Annotated in this window: 23 protein-coding genes and 1 tRNA gene; 14 read left to right on the top strand and 10 right to left on the bottom strand. The window is 38.4% G+C overall.

The window, feature by feature from the left end; all coding sequences use genetic code 11:
* Positions 1-122: 122 nt before the first annotated feature.
* The gene (gene helD, locus ACE2AL_RS13930; RefSeq protein WP_272573498.1) at positions 123-2,177 is read left to right on the top strand and encodes a DNA helicase IV; all 2,055 of its coding nucleotides are present in this window, start codon (positions 123-125) and stop codon (positions 2,175-2,177) included.
* A 47-nt stretch (positions 2,178-2,224) separates the two neighbouring features.
* On the opposite strand, the gene ACE2AL_RS13925 is transcribed toward helD, so the two are convergent.
* A complete protein-coding gene (locus tag ACE2AL_RS13925; RefSeq protein WP_206086679.1) occupies positions 2,225-2,683 on the bottom strand; it encodes a methylglyoxal synthase in 459 nt (152 codons plus the stop codon).
* A gap of 113 nt (positions 2,684-2,796) precedes the next feature.
* Here ACE2AL_RS13925 and ACE2AL_RS13920 point away from each other — a divergent pair, with 113 nt between their 5' ends.
* Positions 2,797-3,210: a CoA-binding protein gene (locus ACE2AL_RS13920; protein ID WP_272538741.1), complete on the top strand. Its 414-nt coding sequence runs from the start codon at positions 2,797-2,799 to the stop codon at positions 3,208-3,210.
* Positions 3,211-3,285: 75 nt separating this feature from the next.
* On the opposite strand, the gene hspQ is transcribed toward ACE2AL_RS13920, so the two are convergent.
* Complete coding sequence (hspQ, locus tag ACE2AL_RS13915; RefSeq protein WP_206086681.1) at positions 3,286-3,606, bottom strand: heat shock protein HspQ; 321 nt, start codon at positions 3,604-3,606, stop codon at positions 3,286-3,288.
* Between the two features lie 218 nt (positions 3,607-3,824).
* On the opposite strand from hspQ, the gene ACE2AL_RS13910 reads away from it, so the two are divergent.
* Positions 3,825-4,103 carry an acylphosphatase gene (locus tag ACE2AL_RS13910; RefSeq protein ID WP_206086682.1) on the top strand — a complete coding sequence of 93 codons (279 nt, stop codon included), beginning with the start codon at positions 3,825-3,827 and terminating at the stop codon, positions 4,101-4,103.
* 7 nt (positions 4,104-4,110) lie between these two features.
* Here the strand turns inward: ACE2AL_RS13910 and tusE are convergent, their stop codons facing one another.
* On the bottom strand, positions 4,111-4,440 hold the full coding sequence (gene tusE / locus ACE2AL_RS13905) for a sulfurtransferase TusE (RefSeq protein ID WP_225817886.1): 330 nt from the start codon (positions 4,438-4,440) through the stop codon (positions 4,111-4,113).
* Positions 4,441-4,620: 180 nt separating this feature from the next.
* Between tusE and ACE2AL_RS13900 the strand changes: the two genes are divergently transcribed.
* Positions 4,621-4,708, top strand: a tRNA-Ser gene (locus ACE2AL_RS13900).
* A 169-nt stretch (positions 4,709-4,877) separates the two neighbouring features.
* Here the strand turns inward: ACE2AL_RS13900 and ACE2AL_RS13895 are convergent.
* Positions 4,878-5,441, bottom strand: a complete 564-nt coding sequence (locus ACE2AL_RS13895; protein ID WP_375083610.1) for a GNAT family N-acetyltransferase — start codon at positions 5,439-5,441, stop codon at positions 4,878-4,880.
* A gap of 614 nt (positions 5,442-6,055) precedes the next feature.
* On the bottom strand, positions 6,056-6,616 hold the full coding sequence (locus tag ACE2AL_RS13890; RefSeq protein WP_349415311.1) for a hypothetical protein: 561 nt from the start codon (positions 6,614-6,616) through the stop codon (positions 6,056-6,058).
* 196 nt (positions 6,617-6,812) lie between these two features.
* Here ACE2AL_RS13890 and ACE2AL_RS13885 point away from each other — a divergent pair, with 196 nt between their 5' ends.
* On the top strand, positions 6,813-7,133 hold the full coding sequence (locus ACE2AL_RS13885; protein ID WP_375083609.1) for a DUF3024 domain-containing protein: 321 nt from the start codon (positions 6,813-6,815) through the stop codon (positions 7,131-7,133).
* 820 nt (positions 7,134-7,953) lie between these two features.
* Here ACE2AL_RS13885 and ACE2AL_RS13880 read toward each other — a convergent pair.
* A complete protein-coding gene (locus ACE2AL_RS13880) occupies positions 7,954-8,460 on the bottom strand; it encodes a DUF2931 family protein (protein ID WP_375083608.1) in 507 nt (168 codons plus the stop codon).
* Positions 8,461-8,646: 186 nt separating this feature from the next.
* Positions 8,647-9,102 carry a hypothetical protein gene (locus ACE2AL_RS13875; RefSeq protein ID WP_349415308.1) on the bottom strand — a complete coding sequence of 152 codons (456 nt, stop codon included), beginning with the start codon at positions 9,100-9,102 and terminating at the stop codon, positions 8,647-8,649.
* A 166-nt stretch (positions 9,103-9,268) separates the two neighbouring features.
* Here ACE2AL_RS13875 and ACE2AL_RS13870 point away from each other — a divergent pair, with 166 nt between their 5' ends.
* From ACE2AL_RS13870 to ACE2AL_RS13855, 4 genes are all read left to right on the top strand, one after another.
* Positions 9,269-9,562 (top strand): hypothetical protein, encoded by a 294-nt coding sequence (locus ACE2AL_RS13870; RefSeq protein WP_375083607.1) that lies wholly within the window; start codon positions 9,269-9,271, stop codon positions 9,560-9,562.
* A gap of 23 nt (positions 9,563-9,585) precedes the next feature.
* Positions 9,586-10,125, top strand: a complete 540-nt coding sequence (locus ACE2AL_RS13865; protein WP_375083606.1) for a hypothetical protein — start codon at positions 9,586-9,588, stop codon at positions 10,123-10,125.
* 310 nt (positions 10,126-10,435) lie between these two features.
* The gene (locus ACE2AL_RS13860; protein ID WP_375083605.1) at positions 10,436-11,089 is read left to right on the top strand and encodes a YnfC family lipoprotein; all 654 of its coding nucleotides are present in this window, start codon (positions 10,436-10,438) and stop codon (positions 11,087-11,089) included.
* The gene (locus tag ACE2AL_RS13855; RefSeq protein WP_375083604.1) at positions 11,086-12,507 is read left to right on the top strand and encodes a DKNYY domain-containing protein; all 1,422 of its coding nucleotides are present in this window, start codon (positions 11,086-11,088) and stop codon (positions 12,505-12,507) included. The genes ACE2AL_RS13860 and ACE2AL_RS13855 overlap by 4 nt, the downstream gene beginning before the upstream one ends.
* A 64-nt stretch (positions 12,508-12,571) precedes the next feature.
* Here the strand turns inward: ACE2AL_RS13855 and ACE2AL_RS13850 are convergent, their stop codons facing one another.
* Genes ACE2AL_RS13850 through ACE2AL_RS13840 form a run of 3 tightly spaced genes read right to left on the bottom strand, consistent with a single transcriptional unit; the run spans position 12,572 to position 16,816 of the window.
* Positions 12,572-13,993 carry a lyase family protein gene (locus ACE2AL_RS13850; RefSeq protein WP_375083603.1) on the bottom strand — a complete coding sequence of 474 codons (1,422 nt, stop codon included), beginning with the start codon at positions 13,991-13,993 and terminating at the stop codon, positions 12,572-12,574.
* 39 nt (positions 13,994-14,032) lie between these two features.
* Positions 14,033-15,460 carry a lyase family protein gene (locus tag ACE2AL_RS13845; protein WP_349415302.1) on the bottom strand — a complete coding sequence of 476 codons (1,428 nt, stop codon included), beginning with the start codon at positions 15,458-15,460 and terminating at the stop codon, positions 14,033-14,035.
* 36 nt (positions 15,461-15,496) lie between these two features.
* Complete coding sequence (locus ACE2AL_RS13840) at positions 15,497-16,816, bottom strand: anaerobic C4-dicarboxylate transporter (RefSeq protein WP_349415301.1); 1,320 nt, start codon at positions 16,814-16,816, stop codon at positions 15,497-15,499.
* 349 nt (positions 16,817-17,165) lie between these two features.
* Here ACE2AL_RS13840 and ACE2AL_RS13835 point away from each other — a divergent pair, with 349 nt between their 5' ends.
* The 5 genes from ACE2AL_RS13835 to ugpE all read left to right on the top strand — a co-directional run bounded on the left by ACE2AL_RS13835 (position 17,166) and on the right by ugpE (position 22,038).
* A complete protein-coding gene (locus ACE2AL_RS13835) occupies positions 17,166-17,912 on the top strand; it encodes a LexA family transcriptional regulator (RefSeq protein WP_349415300.1) in 747 nt (248 codons plus the stop codon).
* Positions 17,913-17,941: 29 nt separating this feature from the next.
* Entirely contained in the window at positions 17,942-18,679 is a 738-nt protein-coding gene (locus ACE2AL_RS13830) for a pirin family protein (RefSeq protein WP_375083602.1), read from the top strand.
* A 247-nt stretch (positions 18,680-18,926) separates the two neighbouring features.
* Positions 18,927-20,243, top strand: a complete 1,317-nt coding sequence (ugpB, locus tag ACE2AL_RS13825; RefSeq protein ID WP_375083601.1) for a sn-glycerol-3-phosphate ABC transporter substrate-binding protein UgpB — start codon at positions 18,927-18,929, stop codon at positions 20,241-20,243.
* Between the two features lie 65 nt (positions 20,244-20,308).
* Positions 20,309-21,196, top strand: coding sequence for a sn-glycerol-3-phosphate ABC transporter permease UgpA (ugpA, locus tag ACE2AL_RS13820; protein WP_272680755.1), 888 nt, complete (start codon positions 20,309-20,311; stop codon positions 21,194-21,196).
* Positions 21,193-22,038, top strand: a complete 846-nt coding sequence (gene ugpE / locus ACE2AL_RS13815) for a sn-glycerol-3-phosphate ABC transporter permease UgpE (RefSeq protein ID WP_206086688.1) — start codon at positions 21,193-21,195, stop codon at positions 22,036-22,038. Before ugpA ends, ugpE begins: the two co-directional genes overlap by 4 nt.

Below are 22,038 nucleotides of genomic sequence, written 5' to 3'. Positions count from 1 at the left end.
AAAGTACCTCAAAGGTAAGAAAATCCCTATTCCTTATAGGATAGCGTGTTTACTCGGAATAAAAAACCGTTTGGAATCAAGCCAACGTATTTTAGTCATTGATATTCTTAGGTGCAGGACGTATGGAACTGAAATCAACACAGATTGGACAGCGTCTGGCTCAGCATCCCTACAATCGGGTTCGCTTACTCAACGCAGGTATTGAAGTTAGCGGTGAAAATCACCAATATCTTATCCCTTTTAATGAACTTATCGATCTTCGTTGTAAGCGGGGTATTGTCTGGGGGGAGTTAGAGTTTGAAATTGTAAACGAGCAAGTCATTCGTTTGCATGGTACTGAATGGAAACAAACTCAGCGCTTTTTTCATTATTTAAATGAAAAATGGCAGCAATGGAGTGGAGAGATGAGCCAAGTGAGTGCAGAGGTTCTCACTCAGTTGAACAATAAAATTGAGCAAATATCACAGCAAGATGCATGGTTGAGTTTACGCCAATTAACGGTGATTAAAGATAATATTAAACAGCAGTTTTCGTCGCTGCCATTACCCCTTGCCCGAATTTCGCAGTTCGAAAATTGTTCAGTACAGTACCAATTATGCCTACAGTGGCTGAATCATAGCCAACAGTGTCGTAAGCAAATCAATGAGAAATGGTGTGAATCTGTTTTGACTCGTTACCACGATTTCTTTCAGCAAGTGGAATCATCACCGCTCAATCATTCTCAGTCTTTATCCGTTATCAATGGTGAAGATAACGTACTTGTGCTTGCGGGGGCTGGAAGCGGCAAAACGTCTGTATTAGTGGCTCGTGCGGGCTGGTTAGTTCTACGGGGATTAGCAAAGCCAGAGCAAATTTTACTGTTAGCGTTTGGTCGTAAAGCCGCAGATGAAATGAATGAGCGTATTCAATTACGTTTGCAACAAGATGAGATTCAAGCAAAAACTTTTCATGCTTTAGCTCTCCATATTATTCGAGAAGGCAGTAAAAAATCCCCTGTAGTCAGTGAACTAGAAAGCAACACTAAAAAACGCCAAGCGTTACTCTTAAAAGAGTGGCGCGAGCAGTGTTCAAGTAAAAAAGCGCAAGCTAAAGGTTGGCGAGAGTGGCTGAGTGAAGAGCTGATGTGGGATATTCCAGATGGCGAGTTCTGGCAAAACGAAAAAATAACCCAGAGAGTCGTTGCACGTTTAGAACGCTGGCTAAGTTTGATGCGAATGCATGGGGGTAGCCAAAAAGAGATGGTGGATAATGCCCCTGAAGGGATACGAGAGTTATTTCATAAGCGTATTAAATTGATGGCTCCGTTACTCAAAGCATGGAAGAACGCGCTAAAAGAAGAGGGGGCGGTTGATTTTTCTGGGCTGATCCATCAAGCGGTTAATATCCTCGAAAAAGGGCGATTTATTAGTCCATGGAAACATATTTTAGTCGATGAATTTCAAGATATTTCACCGTTAAGGGCTAAGCTTTTGCAAGCGTTACGCCAACAAAATAAGCAAACAACCTTGTTTGCGGTAGGTGATGATTGGCAAGCTATCTATCGCTTTAGTGGTGCTGAGCTGGATTTGACAACATCTTTTGAACATAACTTTGGTGAAGGGGAGCTTTGTGCTCTGAACACCACTTATCGGTTTAATGAGCGTATTGGTGACATTGCTAACCAGTTTATTTTACAGAATCCTATCCAGCTAGATAAGCCTTTGAACAGCTTGGTTAAAGGTAATAAAAAATCTGTCGTCCTTTTGTATGAAGAGGCGTTAGAGCGCTTGTTAGATAAAATGAGCGGGTATGTGCTTGATGATGAAATCATATTGGTTTTAGCGCGTTATCATTATTTAAAACCAGAGATCCTAAATAAAGCGCAAACACGTTGGCCGAAGTTGAATATCCAATTTATGACGATCCATGCATCAAAAGGGCAACAAGCTGATCATGTTATAATTTGTGGGCTCAATGGTGGAAAAGATGGGTTTCCTGCACCAGCAAGAGAGTCAATTATTGAAGAAGCATTATTGCCACAACCTGAATCATTTGAAAATGCAGAAGAACGGCGCTTACTGTATGTTGCAATAACACGTGCAAAACAGCAAGTTTGGCTACTCTATAACCCTGAAAACCCATCGGAGTTTGTTGAGGAGCTCAGGCAATTAGGTGTACCAAGACAGAAAAAACCGTAATGATATTGCCCTGTGTTGAAAGTGTTTGGCACAGGGCAATCGATGTATTAGCCTGTGCGTTTGGTTAGGTAACTTTGATAATCAGGGATGACAATATCGATTGCCTCATCAAAAAATGGTGAGGTGATGAGAAAATCTGCGGTTGCAGGATTAGTGGCAACAGGAATGTTCCACACGGTTGCTAAGCGCAGTAAGGCTTTGACATCAGGGTCATGGGGTACAGCATTGAGTGGATCCCAAAAGAAAATCAAAAGGTCGATTTTTTGTTCTGCAATCATGGCACCAATTTGTTGGTCTCCCCCCATTGGGCCACTTAGCATACTCGTGACTGGCAAGCCTGTGTGCTGGTTAATCAAATTACCTGTTGTTCCCGTCGCATACAGTTTATGAGCTTGCAGGCGCTGTGTATTTTTCGTAGACCAAGACAGCAAAGACGACTTACAGTGGTCATGGGCAACTAAAGCAATATTTTTTGAGGCACCTATAATACGGGTTGTTGATTCCATGGTTTTCCCTTAAGTCAGATGGACTTTAAATATCGTTAAAATTGATTGGGCAAAGATGTACCAGATATATCATAATGCTAGTGAATAGTTTACTGGTTTTGGGAGATATTTTGATGAAAGATCAAGAAATTGCTGAAATTTTAAAAAGCGTGAAGACCATAGCATTAGTCGGTGCGAGCGAAAAAGTTAATAGACCCAGTTATGAAGTCATGGAATACCTATTACATCAAGGCTATCACGTCATTCCTGTCAGCCCAAAATTAGCAGGGCAAACGTTGTTAGGCCAGTTGGTATATGAAAAGCTAAGTGACATAAATGAGCCAATAGATATGGTGGATGTATTTCGTAATGCAGAAGCTGCTGTCGGTATCGCGCAAGAAGCCGTTGCTGCTAAGGCAAATGTTTTGTGGCTACAAAAAGGCGTGATTAGCGAAGAGGCACAAAAAATTGCATTAGAAGCGGGAGTGAAGTTTGTGATGGACAGATGCCCAAAACAAGACATTCCAGCTTTAGGACTTGAGAAATAATGATTTTACTTAACAGTTAAAAAGTAAAGCAGCTAAGTGCTGCTTTACGGTTGCGTTCATTAATGAGAAGAAAAATTAGTTACGCAGACGCGGTGCCTGCAACTGAGACCTTATTGACTCTGCAAGTTCATCCATCGAAGGTTGTTCAGGATGGTCATCTGCAGATTCATAAGTAATTTGTGCTTCAGCCAAATAAGTATGAACAGCATCCCCATTGTCATCTTCCATAACAACATGATACCAAGGCAGATCGCGTAGCGTACTGTTTGAGGCAATATCATCATCATGTGGTTGTTCGAGCGAATATTCAGCGTCCACATCAACAACGACCCCTAAATAGCCGAGAAGTTTGTGTCTGACTTGTTGCCCGATCCCATATTTACTGGTGATCATCATAGCGACCTCCTAATAGCCTTGCTTGTACTTCAATCTATATGTGGGCAGTGTTGCGCGTTTTCAAGTTAACGTATGGACAATTAGCAATAACGCAATACACTGTCTCTATATGCAACGTTGAGAAAGCAGTGCCTCACTAGCAGATTATCTGTTCAACGGGTAAAAAACAACAGCTAAAAAAGAGAACCACACTATTATGCTCTAAAAAGGAGGCGAACATGACAACATCAGGCCGTTACTTTTATATTTATGGGCGAGTTCAAGGGGTTGGCTTTCGTTATCAGACCTATCATTGGGCCAATCAAAATGGGCTTAAAGGTTTTGTGAGCAACCGTGAAGACGGCAGTGTAAAACTTGCGATTTATGGCTCAGAGCAAGATATTGAATTTGTCGATGACTGGTTGAAAGCGGGTGGACCACCAGGGGCTAAAATTGATCATTTTTTTAGTGAAAGCTGGCAAACGGCGCCAATAGCGGATTTTAATGTCCGCTATTAGTAAGAAATCAAATACATTTCACAGGCTTAGGCAAGCCAGCAAGTTTAGTCGCTTGTTTGGCTGGCCCTTTTGGAAAGAGCCGGTATAGATAGCGGCTATTGCCTTTTTCTTCCCCAAATTGTTGCGAAACGGCTTTGACTAACATGCGGATCGCTGGGGATGTATTAAATTCTAAGTAGAAGTTACGCACAAAACGAATGATTTCTAAGTGCTCATGAGTCAGTTCAATGCCTTCTTCTTGCGCAAGTAAAGGGATGAGTTCCTCTGACCATTGTTGGCTATCGAGCAAATAACCTTGAGAGTCCGTTTCAATTTCTTGATTGTTAAACAGCAACATACTTTATTAATCCCAAAAAAACAGAGTACAAATTTAGCAAAAATGAGCCCATAACCCAAGCGAACGAATTAAAATGTTGATATTTTCACCCAACAGACTGAAATGCGTATATTTTTAAGGCGAACGAACAAGTTAGGGGTTTACATCCACGAAGAGGATGTTTATAGTGCACGTCATTGCGGAGGGGTGGCCGAGCGGCTGAAGGCAGCGGTCTTGAAAACCGCCGATGGGAAACCATCCGAGAGTTCGAATCTCTCCTCCTCCGCCATCTTCACTTCTAGTAACGTCTTCCAATCCCAAGTAAATCAAGCATTCCAACTAAATCCCATTATTCCAACGTCTACTATCGTCTATTGAAAATTACCCCCTTTAGGTGGTGTATAATTAAAATTACCAAGGAAGTCATCTTTGGGGATTTTATTCACTACTTCATGATATTACGACAATTTTTCTTTGTTTTTCATGTTCCATTCTTCTTTAGATACATGAAATTCAATGCCTTCACCTGTTGTAACCTTAAACCTTCGTTTAAATTGCAAACCAGCTGATATCATTGTTGCTTGTGAAGCAATACTATTAACATCTGTTCTGGATATAATTTGTAAGAGATTTAATGTTTCAAAACCATACCTAACTAAAGCTATTGCCCCCTCTTTTCCAAGCCCTTGGCGCCAAAACTTACTAGCTAAGATATATCCCAGTTCTGCCGTATCATCACCATATGGAATAATTTTTACTGTTGTAGATTCAATTTCATAAGGCACACACAAAATCCAAAATCCTACAAATTCTCCATCCATAAAACCAGCCCAACATCCTAATCCTCGTTTAGCTCTAGTTAATGAATCAGTGAACTCTTTTTCGCTTGCTTCCGCAGTTTGAGGACCATCTAGGTACATCATAACTTTTGGGTCCTTTCCTAGATCAATCTGATATTGTAAATGCTTTTCGTTTAAGGGAACGAGTTGCAATCTGGTTGTTTTTAATACAATCTGCTTCATTTGTATCATCCGATTATATTTAAAACTATGGAGAGACGCTGAAAAATTAATAGAAAAGGATCAGCTATTACACTTAGCCTATCAAAAAGCGATTGATTGTTGGCATTCCTTATTAACGGATACTTTAGAAAAAGGGGTCTCTGAAAACATTTTTACCATAAATTGTGGATCAGCTGATGAAGTAGCTTGGCGTTTGATAGCCACATCGTTTGGACTTGAAAAGCTTTTGACTGCAAAGCCTACTGATTTTAAAAATTGCCATGTAAGTATGTATCTTAAAGTTTTTGTTAACCACGAAATAAAACTTAAAAAATCTATTTCATAGAAAATAACTAAAGTTTTGATGTGTCCTTATTGTTTAGCAATCAATATCTAGGCTAGATTTTATTTGTGAACTATTTTTTGCTTATTATAGAGTGAGTTAGACGGGCTGGCTAATTAGCCGAAAACGCCCGTTCATCCTCACTAAGAGATCTATATTTTACACTTCAATTCAGTTGATGACCTACCAGAAAGGAAACAAAGTTACGGCTATAGGTCGCTATGAATGGTTTAATGGTTATTAGCTAACAGGGGCACAGATATTTATTGGTTGATATGTACTAGTTTATTTATCAATCCATCAAAGATTCAATAGCATATAGCCAGCTAATTGAATGTTTATCTATATCGGTCACAGGATGAGAACCTACACATTGAGGAAGCCATGTTCTGTCCCATTTGATTTTTGTTTCCTTACCAACCCACCAATCAGTAATTTTGCTATCCCATGATTCAGCAACAATTAACCTATAAATTTTTTTGTTTGGAAAGTTTTTGGTAATCATGGTTAGGTTATTTTCTTCCATTCTGCCCCAATCAGTCATCATCTCGCGCATTTTCTCAATACTATATAATCGCTTAGCCTCAACAAAAATAACTGAGGATTCATTAATCAGAATAGTATCAATATGTAGGTCAAAGCGTTCACTGTTTGGATTCTTAAGTGGAACCTCCATAAAGGCCACAGGATTTATATTAGCGTCAGTGGTACTTGATTCGAATTGATGTGCTAGCTTATAAGTTAAGTTCTTTTCATTAAACCCATTTCTACCTTGATTTGGGTGATAAACAGACAGATTGCTACCAAATTTTTGAGCTGCTTGTTTTACTAGGTTATCAATTAGTTCAAACATGTATAAACCTCATTAAGTAAAATATATTTTGCATAATATGTGATCATAGCTTGAAGTAAACAGGCAATTTCTCCTCTTTAAGATGACCAGTTCAACTAACCCGAAAATATTTAGGTAGATTAGTAAATACCACTCAGATATTGCTTTAGGTGTAAAATTAGATTGAAATGGAATTATTTTATGTATGGTATAGCAAATGATAAAGCAATCAGGAGTTAAGTTTCTTATTGAAAAATATATCAAAATATGGGCGCCTTATGATAATAATTGGGACATTTTCTACTTAACCTACAGTGTACTAAATAAGGAAATAATTATTTCACAAAGAGGTACATGCTGTGGCGATGAGTCATCAATTCCCATTATCAAAATAAAGTTCGATAAGAATAATTCAAATTGGCGGCTGTTTTGGTTTAATGTTGACCATTGGGTAAATTATGACAAAACACGCACGTATACCTTAGAAGAAGCACTTATTGTTATTGATGAAGACGATTCGTCATATTTCTTTGGATAGCGTTTTATTATCTGCAATAAAACTACCAATTAGTGATATTTATGCAACTGAGATATTTCATTGAGCCAAGCAAAAACAGACATCAAAAACCGCCTAGCAATGATCTTGGTTGTATAGAGACTTGTATAGAATGAAAGTTAGAATTTAAATAATTATTTAGTATCAATGTAATAGGTGTCGTGTATGATTCTCTCCTCCGCCATCTTCACTTCTTGTAACGTCTTCCAAAGTCTTCCAACCCCAAGTAAATCAAGCATTCTAACTAAATCCCATTATTCCAACGTCTACTATCGTCTATTGAAAATTACCCCCTTTAGGTGGTGGATATGGGGGCTAAGTTAACGCTACATTTCATCAATATTAATTTTTTTAAATTCAATTTTTGTTGTTCCTTGTTCTAGATATAAATTTGCTTCACTTGTATTGGAAAAAATTATATTAAAATTTACAAGGCTTTTAGAATCAAAGTATTTATGAAAGAAGGTATAAATTTCAGGGTCTAATCTCACTCGGTAACGCGATATTTTAGAATTACTTTTACGTCAAAAATAAATAGTCTGGGAATAGAATGTAAAGTCGTTTGTTCGATATTATCTAAAACGCTTTGATCTTCACCATTAATCATTTTAAATGTGTAGGCAATCAACTGGTTGGGGTGATTTGACGTTAATTTCCAATTGATAGAATTAAATATATATTCATTGAATTGTTCAGTCAGTTTTAGTGTATCTTTACGTGATTCTTGAACTCTTGTTACATATTGGTTTTTTGTAATAGGCTGGGCTGGAGAACTTGACCAAGTATTTTTAATATGAGTTTCCTAGGGAATATCTATTTTGTGACCTTGATATTGACCAATCAATTTAATGTCTGCCCCACCAAGAAACACATAAACCTTTCCTTGTGGCCCTACATTAACAACAAGTTTGTTATATCTCTGGACTTTCTGGTGTGGTTGGGACACAAAAATGCCCTGAATTTTCTCCTTAAACATCTGTGATATTTCTTTTTTTGGTAAATTTATTTTAGCTTGCCAAAAATGACCATCTTTAAAAGATAGCCACGTCACTAGCATTGTGCTTGGGGTTTGAAAGTCTGCTCTAGAGGAGTTTTGCACACCAGTACCTAATGCCCCACCTGCAGAGTTTCTTCCCCTAAAATGGGTAATTATTTTTCCTGATGAATCTACAATATATGTCTGCGTATAATTGTATTCAGAAATAAATCCTGGAACCCATCCAATATCCACTTGGTATTCATTTGCCATCGCAGGTCTCATCATTAAACAAGATATAAGGAAAAAAAGCTGCCTTTTATATACTTTCATTGGAGTATCCTTTAGTTACCTTTAGCTTTTTTAGAACTACTAAATAATAATTTTTCATTAGTCTCTTGTTGTTTATTGAGTTCCGTCCTTCAGTCAAGCAAACATATTTTTAAACTTTAGATATCTTATTCTTGGTACATTCCATTGTGTAAGGTAGATAATATTATTTTTATCAAACCAGGTTTTCTATTGAGACAAACCCGCAGATACCAATGCATCACAGTAATCGTTTTGGCCATTTCGAGTATAAAGCACAATACATTTAAGCATTGGAACCATTCGTTCGTTAAAGTTGTTTTCCCATATTTTTTCTTGTTCTATTTTTATACGTTTTTTGAGGGCATTTAATTCAATGGGGTTTTTAGAGGTATCAGGGTGCTCTAACGCTAGGTTAATATTTTCTTCAATATCGAGTGCTAATAATGCATCGCCACTTTTTTTACATGCCTTATAGGCGTTTTTAGCGATGATATCTTCTCTATTTTTTGTGTTTGAAGCTTGCTTTTTTGTATATTCCGTTAAACAGAGAACCCAATTGTCACTGAGAATTTCTGGGCTGTTTTCTATGGCATTCGTTGGGTTTGACCATCCTGAAATCGGCAATATGATACATAAGCCAAGCATCAAATGACGTAAGACCATTCTATTCCTCTTATGTTTATTTTATAAACAGTTAACTTAAAGTTAAACCCTTTCGTCTATGATAATGAGACTCATTTATATTATACTGGTTTTTGAAATTGTTTTTTATAAATTTAAAAAGGTCATACCTCGTGAAAATACTTTATTGTTTATTTTTGTAATGTTAATGTCAGGTTGTACAAATTATAGAGTTAATACAGATAACATCAACATATTAGATAATGATCAATTATGTAAAGCGCTTGGTGAAAACCTAGCATTGGTGTTGCAAGGTTTTGAGCGTACTGACGACATTAAAAGATTAAACAATGAAATAGCACAAAGGGCAGTGACGGAGGCTCTCGATAAGAATAAATGCAATGATATTTCTGAACGTACTAAGGATTATGAATATTCACGAGTGAGATTTGGCTCATTAATGAATAATAATTTCAATTTAATCAATAGAATAAATCTATAGTTTTTCTGAATAAGGATGTGGTTATGCATTTGCCAGAGAGATTAAAGCCAATTAAGGTTCGCCGTACAAAGCTGAAACAACTAGTTGAATTATTAGAACAAATAACAAATGAAATAGATAGAGGTGCAACAGAGAATGATAAAGCACTTAAATCAATGATGTTGGAATGGAATTCAGGGGTAGTATCACCTTGTGAATTCAGTGATTTTCGTGATTACTCATCGTGGACAAGCGCTAAGGAATTTACACGTACCGCACTAAACCAGACGAAATACCTTGATGATTTGCTTTATGAGGAACTCATCCAGATTTTAGAATTTATTTGCAGTGCCGAAGGTAGTGATTCTGAACAAGATTACGCAATAAATTTACTTGAGATTAATTTTGATGCAAACCCATCGGATCTGATCTACTGGCCAAATGAATGGTTTGGCCTTGAAGATGAGGGGCTGGATAATCTGACTGTTGCTGAAATGGCGGGGTATTTAATGGAAAAGGCTGATCGACACTTAGCTAATTCACCCAAAATAAACCTAAAATACTCGATTCCCAAAGCGCTTTAATTCGCATTGCTGCGCATTTTTTTGACTCTTATCTCTAAAAATTTAGCTTAATCCACTATTTTAGGCGAAAAGGTAAGAATGTGCGATCCGTTAGTTTTATTTCCCCCAATGCCTGACATTTGTCAAAAACCTGATAGTATAAATGCTAAGTAAAACTAATAGTTATTAATGTATCTCAGAATACCGGCATTAAAGGGTATATAAAAATGAATCGTAAATTCGTATTACCAATGGCGCAGGTAATTGTTTTTTTACCTCTTTTGAAGCCTTGGCTTTTCAAGAACAGCAATATAACCCAGTTGTGTTCAATATGGCACAGTTGTACGATTTCAACCCGGTGAGAGGAAATATTAAAGAACTGAATACGACTGTTTATAACGATGATAAAACAATCAATTATGAGTCTCAACTAAAAATTGGGCGTGATGGTTGCGTGGAAAGTTTTCGTTTAAATCAGAAAAAAGATGAATATCTAAGTGGCGTTCATAATTATCTTTCTATTACGCGGGTCAAGAATAAGCTTATCGGTACGGATGCTAATGGGCCAGTAGAAATGGTGATAGGCAAAGATTGTAGTATTATTTCAAGGAAAGACACAAATGGTGAATTGATTTATCAATATAACAAGGATGGGTTTATCACAGGTTCAATACTTGCGGACACCAAAGAAAAGTTTGGCGAAAATAATTATAATTGGCATATGCTACCAACTGAAATTAAATACTATAAAGGTAATAGCGTTATTTCAGAGACGTTGCTGACCTATGGTAAAGACTTCACAAAAGCATTTGATCATACAATGGATATTAGAGCATTAGGGCAAACCATCTTATTGGTTGAGTCTAAATGTGATTATGATAGGCGCAATATTGCTTACCAATGTAACTTTATACTTACCTTGAACTCTAATGGTAAAACGGTCAAACTGGCTAAAAGTAGTAAAACAGAAGCGAAATTTTATTGATTAATAAAAAAAGAGTAACTTACATAAGTGCCTGCATTTTGTTTCTTGCCTGCTTATCTTTATCCGGTTTCATTTTATCAATGAATAAGGTGTCGAGTTTTGAAATTAGTCATGAAGGTGAACGAATAGGGTATAGTATTTTTACACTCTATGATGGCAAAATTTATGCAAATATTCCTAGTAATGGGGAATATGCCATCGAAGAAGCAGATCCTAGTAGCTTTAAAGTACTCACAATAGAAGGCCACCTTCGCGATGCGCAATTTGCTGTTGATGCTAAAAATAGCTATTGTGGTAATAAGATTGTGCCCAAATTTAATCCTAAAACAGCAAAAGTCATTGGTAATGATTATTTTACGGATGGTGAAACGATAATTTATTGTTCATCAATATCACAAGTAAACAATGATCTTTCAGACTTAGAATATTTGTGGCAAACATGGCTATTTGGCTGGGAGTTAGCTGGAAAGCCACCGAGATATTATTACCCTTTAGTGTTATTGCCGAAATCAAATAAAGCGTACCAATTGATTGGGAATAGAGATGTTCTAGATGATGGGGAACAGGTTTATTTCAAAGGGCATGTGATGAGTGGTGCTGATGCTCAAAACTTACGTGCTGTTAATTTTATACGCCTAAATAATACCCTTTGGGAAAGTGCGTTCTTCTTTCATGATGGAAAGTCTGTTTATTATCAGCAAGACAAACTCGCCTTAAAAGATAATGATGATTTATATAGTTTTGATGTAGATAATCTACATGATGAAGCGTACTTATTCTCTCCTCAGTCAGGTGACGTGGCTGTAAATAATTTATTGTTTCCCTCTGAATTCGCATCTTATCAAATTATTAGTCGTCATGGGGCTCATGTGAATCATGCTTTATTTTTATCCGATAATAGCGTGTATTTTTATGATAAGAAAAAAGGGAAAATACGTCGGGCGGGGGATAACCTGTTTCCTGAAACAGGATGCCCTGAAATTTCACCATTAATCTTTTATTGTAATAATAAAACGTATTATGTGGGTAGCTCTGAAAAATGGGGAAGTAACCGTTCTCCTGGGTTGATATCCCGTCGAACAAGCCTTTATCAACTACAAAGTGAAAGTGCAGAGCCTTGGGTAAAAATAGGTAATGTAACAAATCACCACTATGCTGAAGTGTGGCGAAAAGGCTCCCAAACTTATTATTTTGACCGTCTAGGATCTTCGCAGTTGATCTTTCAAACGATGTATAAGATAACAAGTGAAAAAATAGCTAATCGGCTATTAAATGAGCCACTACGACCTAATGATATTCGCCAAATGGTGAAAAATGGCGACTTGCAAGCCGTATCGAATATTGAGATTTTGCATGCAGAAACAAAATATAAAAAAGGGATATTCGATATGTTTACACTCTTTTGGGATGGTGATTAAATTATAAATAAAAGCCAAGTTATATTTCTTGGCTTTTATGTTTAACTACATTTAAATTCAGTAATTATCGCTGGCTTGAAATAAACTTACTGAATACTTTTTCACTAAGCTCAATATTAGTGAGCATGCCGAGATTAAATATCTCATCAGCTTCGTCATTGCTTAGCAAACCAGCCTGTATTGCAGCTTGCTTACAGGTAAGATTATTTTCTGTCGCCAACTTGGTCACTTGCAGGCTTGTTTCATAACCAAATAAGGTATTAATCACCGTCGATAAGCCTAATGATTTTTCTGCCATTTCGCGGCAATGATCTTTGTTAGCTTTAATATCAATAACGACTTTTTCACCTAATATTTTAATTCCTTTACCAAGTAGTTCTACCGAATCAAAAATACTTTTAATAATTACAGAGCTGGTGGAGCTAAGTTCAAGCTCTCCCGCACAGACAGCTGTCGCAATTCCAGCATGGTTAGCAGAAATTTTTTGGCTGATTTGAGTCACCATGTGAGGAATGACAGGGTTTACTTTCCCCGGCATAATTGATGACCCTGGTTGTAGGGCTTTAAGTGTAATTTCACGTAGACCAGCCCGTGGACCTGATGCCATTACGCGAATATCGAGTGCTATTTTTGCTGCGCAAATTGCCAGAGATTGAATATGCGCATGTAGCATGACGTAAGCATCTGCCGTTTGCATCGCATCAAAAAGATTATCACTTTGTTTGATGGTTCGTCCGCACACTAAAGATAAATTATCACATACCTCATTAAAATATCCTGGTTTGCAACCAAGACCGGTACCTAATATGGTAGCGCCGAGAGGAACGTGCTGCCAATGGTTGCGTTCTTCGGCTAAACGGAGTCGATTTCGCTTGATTTGGCTGTGATAACCAGAAAACTCTTGTCCCATCGTAATTGGAACTGCATCTTGGTATGAAATTCGACCCATTTTGACGATATCATTGAACTCAATACTCTTTTGCAACAAGGGTTCTTCCAAATATGTTGTGGCATCAAGTAAATAGTTGATTTCATCATAGACCGCCAATATTTGGGCAGTTTTGATAACATCGTTTGAAGACTGACCCATATTTACATGTGTATTTGGGCAAATATCTCCTTTAATGCTGCTTTTCTCCAAAAGATAATTTGCACGGCGCGCTAATACTTCATTCGCAACCATATTGAGGACAGGACCAAACCCGCCGATAGCAGATAACGGGAATTGTTGTGTAAGTTGCCCTGCAATAAGTTCATCACAAGCAGAGATAATGGCATCTGCTTTGTATTTATCCAGCGCCTGAATTTGCTTGTTCGTCATCGCACAGGCTTTTTTAACTTTACCAAGTGCCACTAGCATTTGCGGATATCTTTCAATGGTCATATCGCATAAATGGAGATATTCCATTGCTTTCGTTGTTTCTGGCCCGTAGACGACTTTATCAGAAGAAATTGTTTTATCCTGAGTTATCGTATTGTTATACATAAGAGTTTCCTTGAGATTCATTACTTACAAAGGATTGGTTTAGTTAACGCTTCTGATGTTTTTGTATTTTTCAAACATCGCAACGGTAGAGTTAAGTTCGGTTAATTTTTTGATATCAAATAATTCTTCGGCAACATCTAGGGGTAAAAGGTTTTCGCGGATAGCCGCTTCTTTACAAGTAATACCTTGTTCGTAAGAAATTTTGGCTATTTTTCCACCAATTTCGTAGCCATATAATGCGCTGACCATGGTCGCCAGTGACGTTGAACCTTCGGCATATTGTCGGCAAACTTCCACATTAGCTTGTATTCCATCAAGACAATAGGTTTTAAATAAATTGATTCCGTTATTTAAAAGCTCCATTGATTCTAATGTGCCCATGTAATTGATCACTGCGGATGGGACGATATCTGTATCGGCAGCAGGAACTGATAAGCTTACCCCCCAATCATTGGCACTGACTTGGTGCATCATTTGGATCATTAACTCAGGAATGACGGGGTAAATACTGCCTTGCATAATTCCGCAATCACCAGCAATATTTGGCAGAATGAGTTCGTTAAAACCTCCGCGCGGCCCTGATGATAACTGCCTAAAATCATTAGCCATTTTACCAACCATAATGGCGATAGATTTTAAGTAAGCAGAAAGAATTAAGAAGTGATCGGCATTTTGCATTCCATCTATATAGTTTTCGTGAGGATGCATTTCAAAGCCAACAATATCGCTCATATGTTTATAGACACTGTCAATAAAACCGGGCATGACCCCCATTCCTGTTCCCACAGCAGTGGCACCTAAAATGGCTTGGCGATAGGTGTCTTGATAACCTTCGAGTAATAAACGATTACGCTTTATTGCGGCATGGTAACCTGAAAATGCTTGGCCAAAAGTTATTGGAAGTGCATCTTGCAAGCTTGTTCTGGCAATTTTCACCACGTCAGCAAAGGTTTCTACCTTGACTTGCAGTGCGCTTTCCAGTCCTTTTAATGTATTGAGTAAGTTACCAATTTCACGATAGATAACGACTGATTCAACGGAAGGGAATATATCGTTAGAGGATTGGCACATATTGACATGTGTATTAGGATGAACTTGGTCATAGCCTTTTTTACCCGTTAGGATCTCATTTGCGCGGTTAGCAATGACTTCATTTACATTCATATTTGCAGAGGTTCCGCACCCCCTAAAGACATTCACAGGAAATTGGCCTGCGAGTTTGCCTGCGGCCATTTCATCGCAAGCCTTTGCGATAGCTTCCGCTTTTTCTGGTGATAATGCTTGAATATCACGGTTTGCAAAGGCACACGCTTTTTTTAACTCTGCGTAAGCTTTTAAAATATTTGGATAATCGTTAAATGTTTTTGGTGAAACGTCAAAGTTTGCTTTACCACGTAGTGTTTGGATCCCGTAATAAGCGTGATCAGGGACTTCCATTGTGCCAAGACTGTCTTTTTCTAAGCGCATAATAACTTTCCTATCATTCATTTAATTAATTGATTTTTAAAAAACAAAGTAGCTTATGGCAAAACCCATGAGAATGGCTGTTACTGTTGCGACAAGGCCGGGTAGCATAAAGCTATGATTAAGAACGTATTTTCCGATTTTAGTTGTGCCCGTTCTGTCGAATGACATTGCTCCAACAGTGGTTCCCGTTGCAGGGAAGAAAAAGGTGCCGTTAACCGCTGCAAACATGGCAACAAGATAAGGCGCAGGGATATCTAAAGAGAGGCCAAGAGGCATGAGAGCGACAACGGCGGCACCTTGGCTAAATAACATGGCTGCCATCATGAAAAGTGCGACGGCGAATAGCCAAGGGTGGGCTTTTACTATGTCAGCAAAGGTTTCAATGAAAATTCCTTTATGCTCCATAAAGAAGGTATCAGTCATCCAAGCCACCCCAAAAATCGCAATAAATCCAACCATTCCTGCACGGAATGTTGATGCCGCTGCAATTTTTGATGATTTAACACCGCATACCAATACAATCAGTAATGATGTTCCCAGCATTAGCATTTCAATGGTATGTGGAACGCTTAATGTCACGACCTTTCCGCCCGACTCCCATGTTGGGAGTAGTGAGTTAAAGGTGCCGAAAATGACCACTAACAAAATAGCAGCGCCGAACAATAAGACAGAAATTTTTGCAGAACGGCTGATTTCGCTTTTTTCTTTATGAGGAGCTAAAACAATTTCACCTGACGCTAGGCGGCGTTGAAATTCAGGATCATCAGCGAGTTCGAGCCCTCGTTTGTAAACGACTAGAGAGGCGACTAATGTGGCGACGATCCCTGAAGGGATACACACCAATAATATTTGTGTGATTGTAATATCGTGGGAAGCGACGATAGCGAGCATTGCTGCTGTTGCTGCACTCATTGGGCTACTTGTAATACCGAACTTAGCAGCAATTAATGCCGCTGATATCGGGCGTTCAGGTCGAACTTTGGCTTCTAGGGCGACTTCCGCAATTACAGGGTATAACGATAAAGAGACATATGCTGTACCCGCCAAGATTGTAAACAAATAGGCGACAATTGGACCGATGATGGTAATATGATTTGGATTTTTCCGGAGTAACCCTTCTGCCAGGCTTACCAAGTAGTCCATTCCTCCCGCAGCCTGCAATACACTGACAATAGTCACTAATGCAGCAATGATTAATAGTACATCTATCGGGGGTGAGCTGGGTTTAAGATGAAAGATAAATGCTAAGCAGGTCAGCCCAAAACCGCCGGCTATGCCAATGCCTATCCCACTAATTCTGGCTCCAATGACGATGGCGGCAAGAATAATTGCTAGCTGTAACCAAAATGAAACCATACCTACCTCATTTTATTTATACTGAGTTGTATTTTATTTTTATGTACACAAATCGGATACTAAATTAACCTTAAGGTACAAATTACATGTATTTTTTGTTAAAGGATGTGATTGAAGTCTAAAAATGAATTTATTGTCGATACGTTGGATAATCTTTTAAAAAAATACAAGCGGATTGCTATTTTCATCACAGAAAAAAATTATAATGTACACAATTTGTTGACGGATTTATTTAGGATGCGGTATGGTGAGATCAGTAAAACTGATTATTTAAGCTTGAGTGGAATACTCAACTGGCGGTTTAACAGGTTAATTAGATTTTAATTTAACTCTCTGAATTGGAGTGAATGTGTCTTTTAATGAAAGGCTTAACAAATTAATTATAGAGCGGAAACTTTCACAAAGTCAGTTTGCGACAGAAACAGGTATTACGCGAGCAAGGCTAAACAACTACATTAAAGGTAGAAGTGAGCCAGGCTATGATATTTTGTTGAAAATGGCTAAAAATTTGCATGTTTCCATTGATTATTTGCTTGGGGCAGAAGAAACATCCACCATCCAGACACCTGGACTTCGCAATGGAAAACCAGAGTTTTATCAAGGTGAGGAGCCACCGAAGGATAACGCATATAGTTGGATCCCGCTTTATTCATCTTTGCCGCATATCGCGACACATAAGCATGGACAAAAACCTAAAGGGTGGTTTAAGGCTCAACATGATGATGCGAATAAAGTGACGTTTCAGCGTCCTTATGCGTTGTTAATTGAAGATGACAGCATGCATAGCGAATTGTTAGTGGGGGATATTGTGTTTATTCAACCCGCATTCGTGTCGCATACATTTTTACAAACTGTTCCTTTTAAAGAAATTTTTGCTGTTCGTATGAGTGAAATAGATGAAATTGGATTATCACTGAAGCGCTGCCATGTAAAAGATAACATGCTCATCTGCGTGTCAGATAATCCAAGCTATGAACCTATTGTCCTCGATATGAACCAAACACTTTTTGTCCCACTAGTTGGTTCAATATCTGGAATATGGCGTTCATATGAAGGGCGAAGTTTACAAAATAGCACAGCAAATACTGATAGTTAGTTATTTTGATGGGGAGTGAAGGGGATTTAATGATTACGATTATTGATGCTCAGCAACGTTATTATGTTAATCATGGTTGGAGCCAAGTATATTGTCTTTTTCCTGCGAATTCGACGCACGATCTTGCAAGAACCAGCCAAGATTTGAGCAACTATTTTGGCAATATTTTATTAATAAATGACTACACGATCGCACCGAATTGTGGTTATGACATGCATCCACATCAAAATTTAGAACAAATTTTTATTGTGATAAAGGGCGAGCTAACCCATAAAGACAGTCTGAATAATCATTTAGTGTTGACTGATAATAGTGTGCAGCGCATCACTGCGGGTTCAGGTTACGCACGTTCAAATCATAACTATACAGATACACCCGCGAGGTATCTTGGTATTTGGTTTATGCCTAAAAAGCAAAATGCTGAGCCTCAACACGAAGTGAGAAACTATCCCCCAAAACTTTGGAGTGAAACGTTTTACCCTGTTGCAAGTGATACCCCTAAAAACCAGTCAATGGAAGATTTTCCAACGATTATATTCAATGCGGGGGCATCGGTTTACCGTGTTAAAGTTAAAGAAAAAGCCTTAAATTTCACTATTGAAGCCCATCAGAAAGCACTTTTGTATGTGACAGATGGCAGTATCACTTGCCAAGGGCAGAGTATGCCAATGGGAAGCCATGCTCGCATTTTAGGTAAAGAGAAAATTCAACTGCAATCTACTGACTATGGCGAGTGTGTTTTTATTGTGATTAGTGAAGAACGTTAATTTTCGATATAAATTTGTAATTTAAAGGTTGAGTAAGACGGCGTAAATGATGAATGCCGTCTTTTATTTTTCAATAGATTGTCATTTATATCTCATACTTTAGATACATTTTTGTCATTGTTCTGTCATCCGTGAGTTATATTTCTGTCATTTCCTACTGGTACATTCTATCTCGAACATAAACTGCGTGATTTCGTACATTTGATGCAAATCTAAGCGCAATTCAATAGAAAGCGAGATAAATAGAATGACACCGTTACAACATTCAACGCTAGCGACAGTATTCAGTTTATTATTTGCCAGCCAAGCCATCGCCGCCACTGAAATTTCCTTTTGGCATTCCATGGAAGGGGAGCTGGGTGAAGAGGTTAATGCGTTAGCCACCGAATTTAATAAGACACACCCAGATTATAAAATTATGCCTGTATATAAAGGCAACTATGAACAAAGCCTTGCTGCAGGTATTGCGGCTTTTCGTTCTGGTAATGCCCCTGCCATTTTACAGGTTTATGAAGTTGGCACGGCAACGATGATGGCATCTAAGGCGGTTAAGCCAGTTTATGAAGTTTTCCAAGATGCAGGTATTGCATTTGATGAATCGCAATTTGTTCCAACCGTTTCGGGTTATTACAGTGATGCAAAAACAGGGCATTTGTTATCGCAACCGTTTAATAGCTCAACGCCTGTTTTGTATTACAACAAAGAAGCCTTCAAAAAAGCAGGCTTAAATCCAGATGAGCCGCCGAAAACATGGCAAGACATGGCGGCTTATACGGCAAAGCTACGTGAGTCTGGTATGAAATGTGGTTATGCCAGTGGCTGGCAAGGTTGGATCCAAATTGAAAACTTTAGTGCTTGGCATGGTAAACCTATTGCGTCAAAAAATAATGGGTTTGATGGGGTAGATGCTGTTTTAGAATTTAATCAGCCAACACAAGTTAAGCATATCGCTTTGTTGCAAGAAATGAATAAAAAAGGCGATTTCAGCTACTTAGGCCGTAAAGATGAATCCACCGAAAAATTCTACAACGGCGATTGTGCCATCATTACCGCTTCTTCAGGCTCACTCGCGAATATTCGCAAGCATGCCAAATTTGATTTTGGTGTTGGCATGATGCCTTATGACGCCGAAGTGGAGGGAGCACCGCAAAATGCCATTATCGGTGGAGCCAGTTTATGGGTGATGGCAGGAAAAGACCCTGCAACATATAAAGGGGTTGCCGAGTTTATGCAGTTCTTAGCTAAACCTGAAAATGCAGCACAGTGGCACCAAAAAACGGGTTATTTGCCGATAACAACGGCAGCTTATAATTTAAGCCGTGAATCGGGTTATTATGATAAAAACCCAGGTGCAGATATTGCGACTCGCCAGATGCTAAACAAACCTCCTTTAGCCTACACCAAAGGCTTACGTTTAGGGAATATGCCTCAAATTCGTACCATTGTAGATGAAGAATTAGAATCGGTTTGGTCAGGGAAAAAAACGCCCCAACAGGCTTTAGATACCGCAGTTGACCGAGGTAATCAATTATTACGCCGCTTTGAAAAATCAACCCAGCAGTAACTGACAGACACTATTGCCTCTTTCTTCAAGGAAGGGGCAATTATGCAACTTAACCGAGTGTTTTTATGTCTTCTTCACGACCTGTTTTTCGATCAAGTTGGCTACCCTATGCCCTTGTTCTACCTCAGTTATTGATTACCATTATTTTTTTTATTTGGCCAGCTGTTCAAGCCTTATGGTACTCATTGCAAAATATTGATCCATTTGGGTTCTCAAGTGAATTTGTTGGGTTAGATAACTTTATTCAATTATTCCAAGATAGCTATTATCTTGATTCATTTTATACCACCATGGTGTTTAGTGGATTAGTGGCAGGATGTGGGTTATTTGTCTCATTGTTTTTTGCCGCCTTGGTGGATTATGTTATTCGAGGTAGCCGTTTTTACCAAACATTGATGTTATTACCCTATGCGGTAGCTCCTGCTATTGCCGCGGTTTTATGGATGTTTTTATTCAGCCCAGGCAGAGGGTTAATTACCCATGCATTAGAATCTATAGGGTATGATTGGAACCATGCTCAGCACAGTGGGCAAGCGATGTTTTTGGTTGTTCTCGCTTCTGTTTGGAAGCAAATTAGTTATAATTTTTTGTTTTTCTTTGCCGCTTTACAATCCATTCCACGTTCTTTGATGGAAGCTGCCGCTATTGATGGCGCTGGGCCTATCCGCCGTTTTTTCCGCATTTCATTACCGTTGATTACACCAGTCAGTTTCTTCTTATTAGTCGTGAATTTGGTATATGCCTTTTTTGACACATTCCCGATTATTGATGCGGCAACAGGGGGCGGGCCAATTCAAGCAACAACAACATTGATTTATAAGATATATCGAGAGGGTTTTTCTGGGTTAGATTTATCCTCTTCCGCAGCGCAATCTGTCATTTTAATGTTATTAGTGGTGATTTTAACCATTATTCAATTCCGTTTTATTGAACGTAAGGTGCGTTATCAATGATTGAACAGCGCCGAGGGTTAACGATCTTTAGCCATGTCATACTTATCTTAGGTACGATAGTTATTTTATTTCCACTCTATGTGGCTTTTGTCGCCGCAACCTTAGATAACCAAGCGGTATTTGAAACGCCGATTACGCTGATCCCTGGTAGCCATTTATGGGAAAACTTGAGCTACATTTGGAACAATGGCGTAGCAGCCAACAGTGCTCCTTTTTGGGTGATGTTAGCGAATAGTACATTGATGGCTTTGGTTATCACGATTGGGAAAATTACGGTTTCACTGTTATCTGCTTTTGCCATTGTTTGGTTTCGTTTTCCATTTCGTCACCTCTTTTTTTGGATGATTTTTATTACATTAATGCTTCCTGTTGAGGTACGCATTTTTCCGACGATCGAAGTGATTTCTAATTTGAATATGTTTGATAGCTATTCAGGTCTAACATTGCCCCTCATGGCCTCTGCGACAGCGACTTTTTTATTTCGCCAGTTTTTTATGACGTTGCCTGATGAACTTATGGAAGCTGCTCGCATTGATGGTGCAACCCCGATGCGCTTTTTCTTCGATATTGTATTGCCACTTTCAAAAACTAATCTCGCGGCTTTATTTGTGATTACCTTTATTTATGGTTGGAATCAATATCTGTGGCCACTATTGATTATTACTGACCTAGATTTAGGGACGGCGGTTGCAGGGATAAAGGGCATGATTGCTTCAGGAGAAGGAACAACACAATGGAATCTAGTCATGGCAGCGATGCTGCTGACATTAATCCCCCCTGTAATTATTGTTTTAGTCATGCAAAGAGCATTTGTGCGTGGCTTGGTCGATAGCGAGAAATAA

Origin of the sequence: Providencia xihuensis (genome assembly GCF_041953405.1) — a bacterium.
Taxonomy (GTDB): domain Bacteria; phylum Pseudomonadota; class Gammaproteobacteria; order Enterobacterales; family Enterobacteriaceae; genus Providencia; species Providencia vermicola.
Note: the sequence above shows the minus strand (reverse complement) of the source record. Positions and strands in the feature narration are given on the sequence as shown.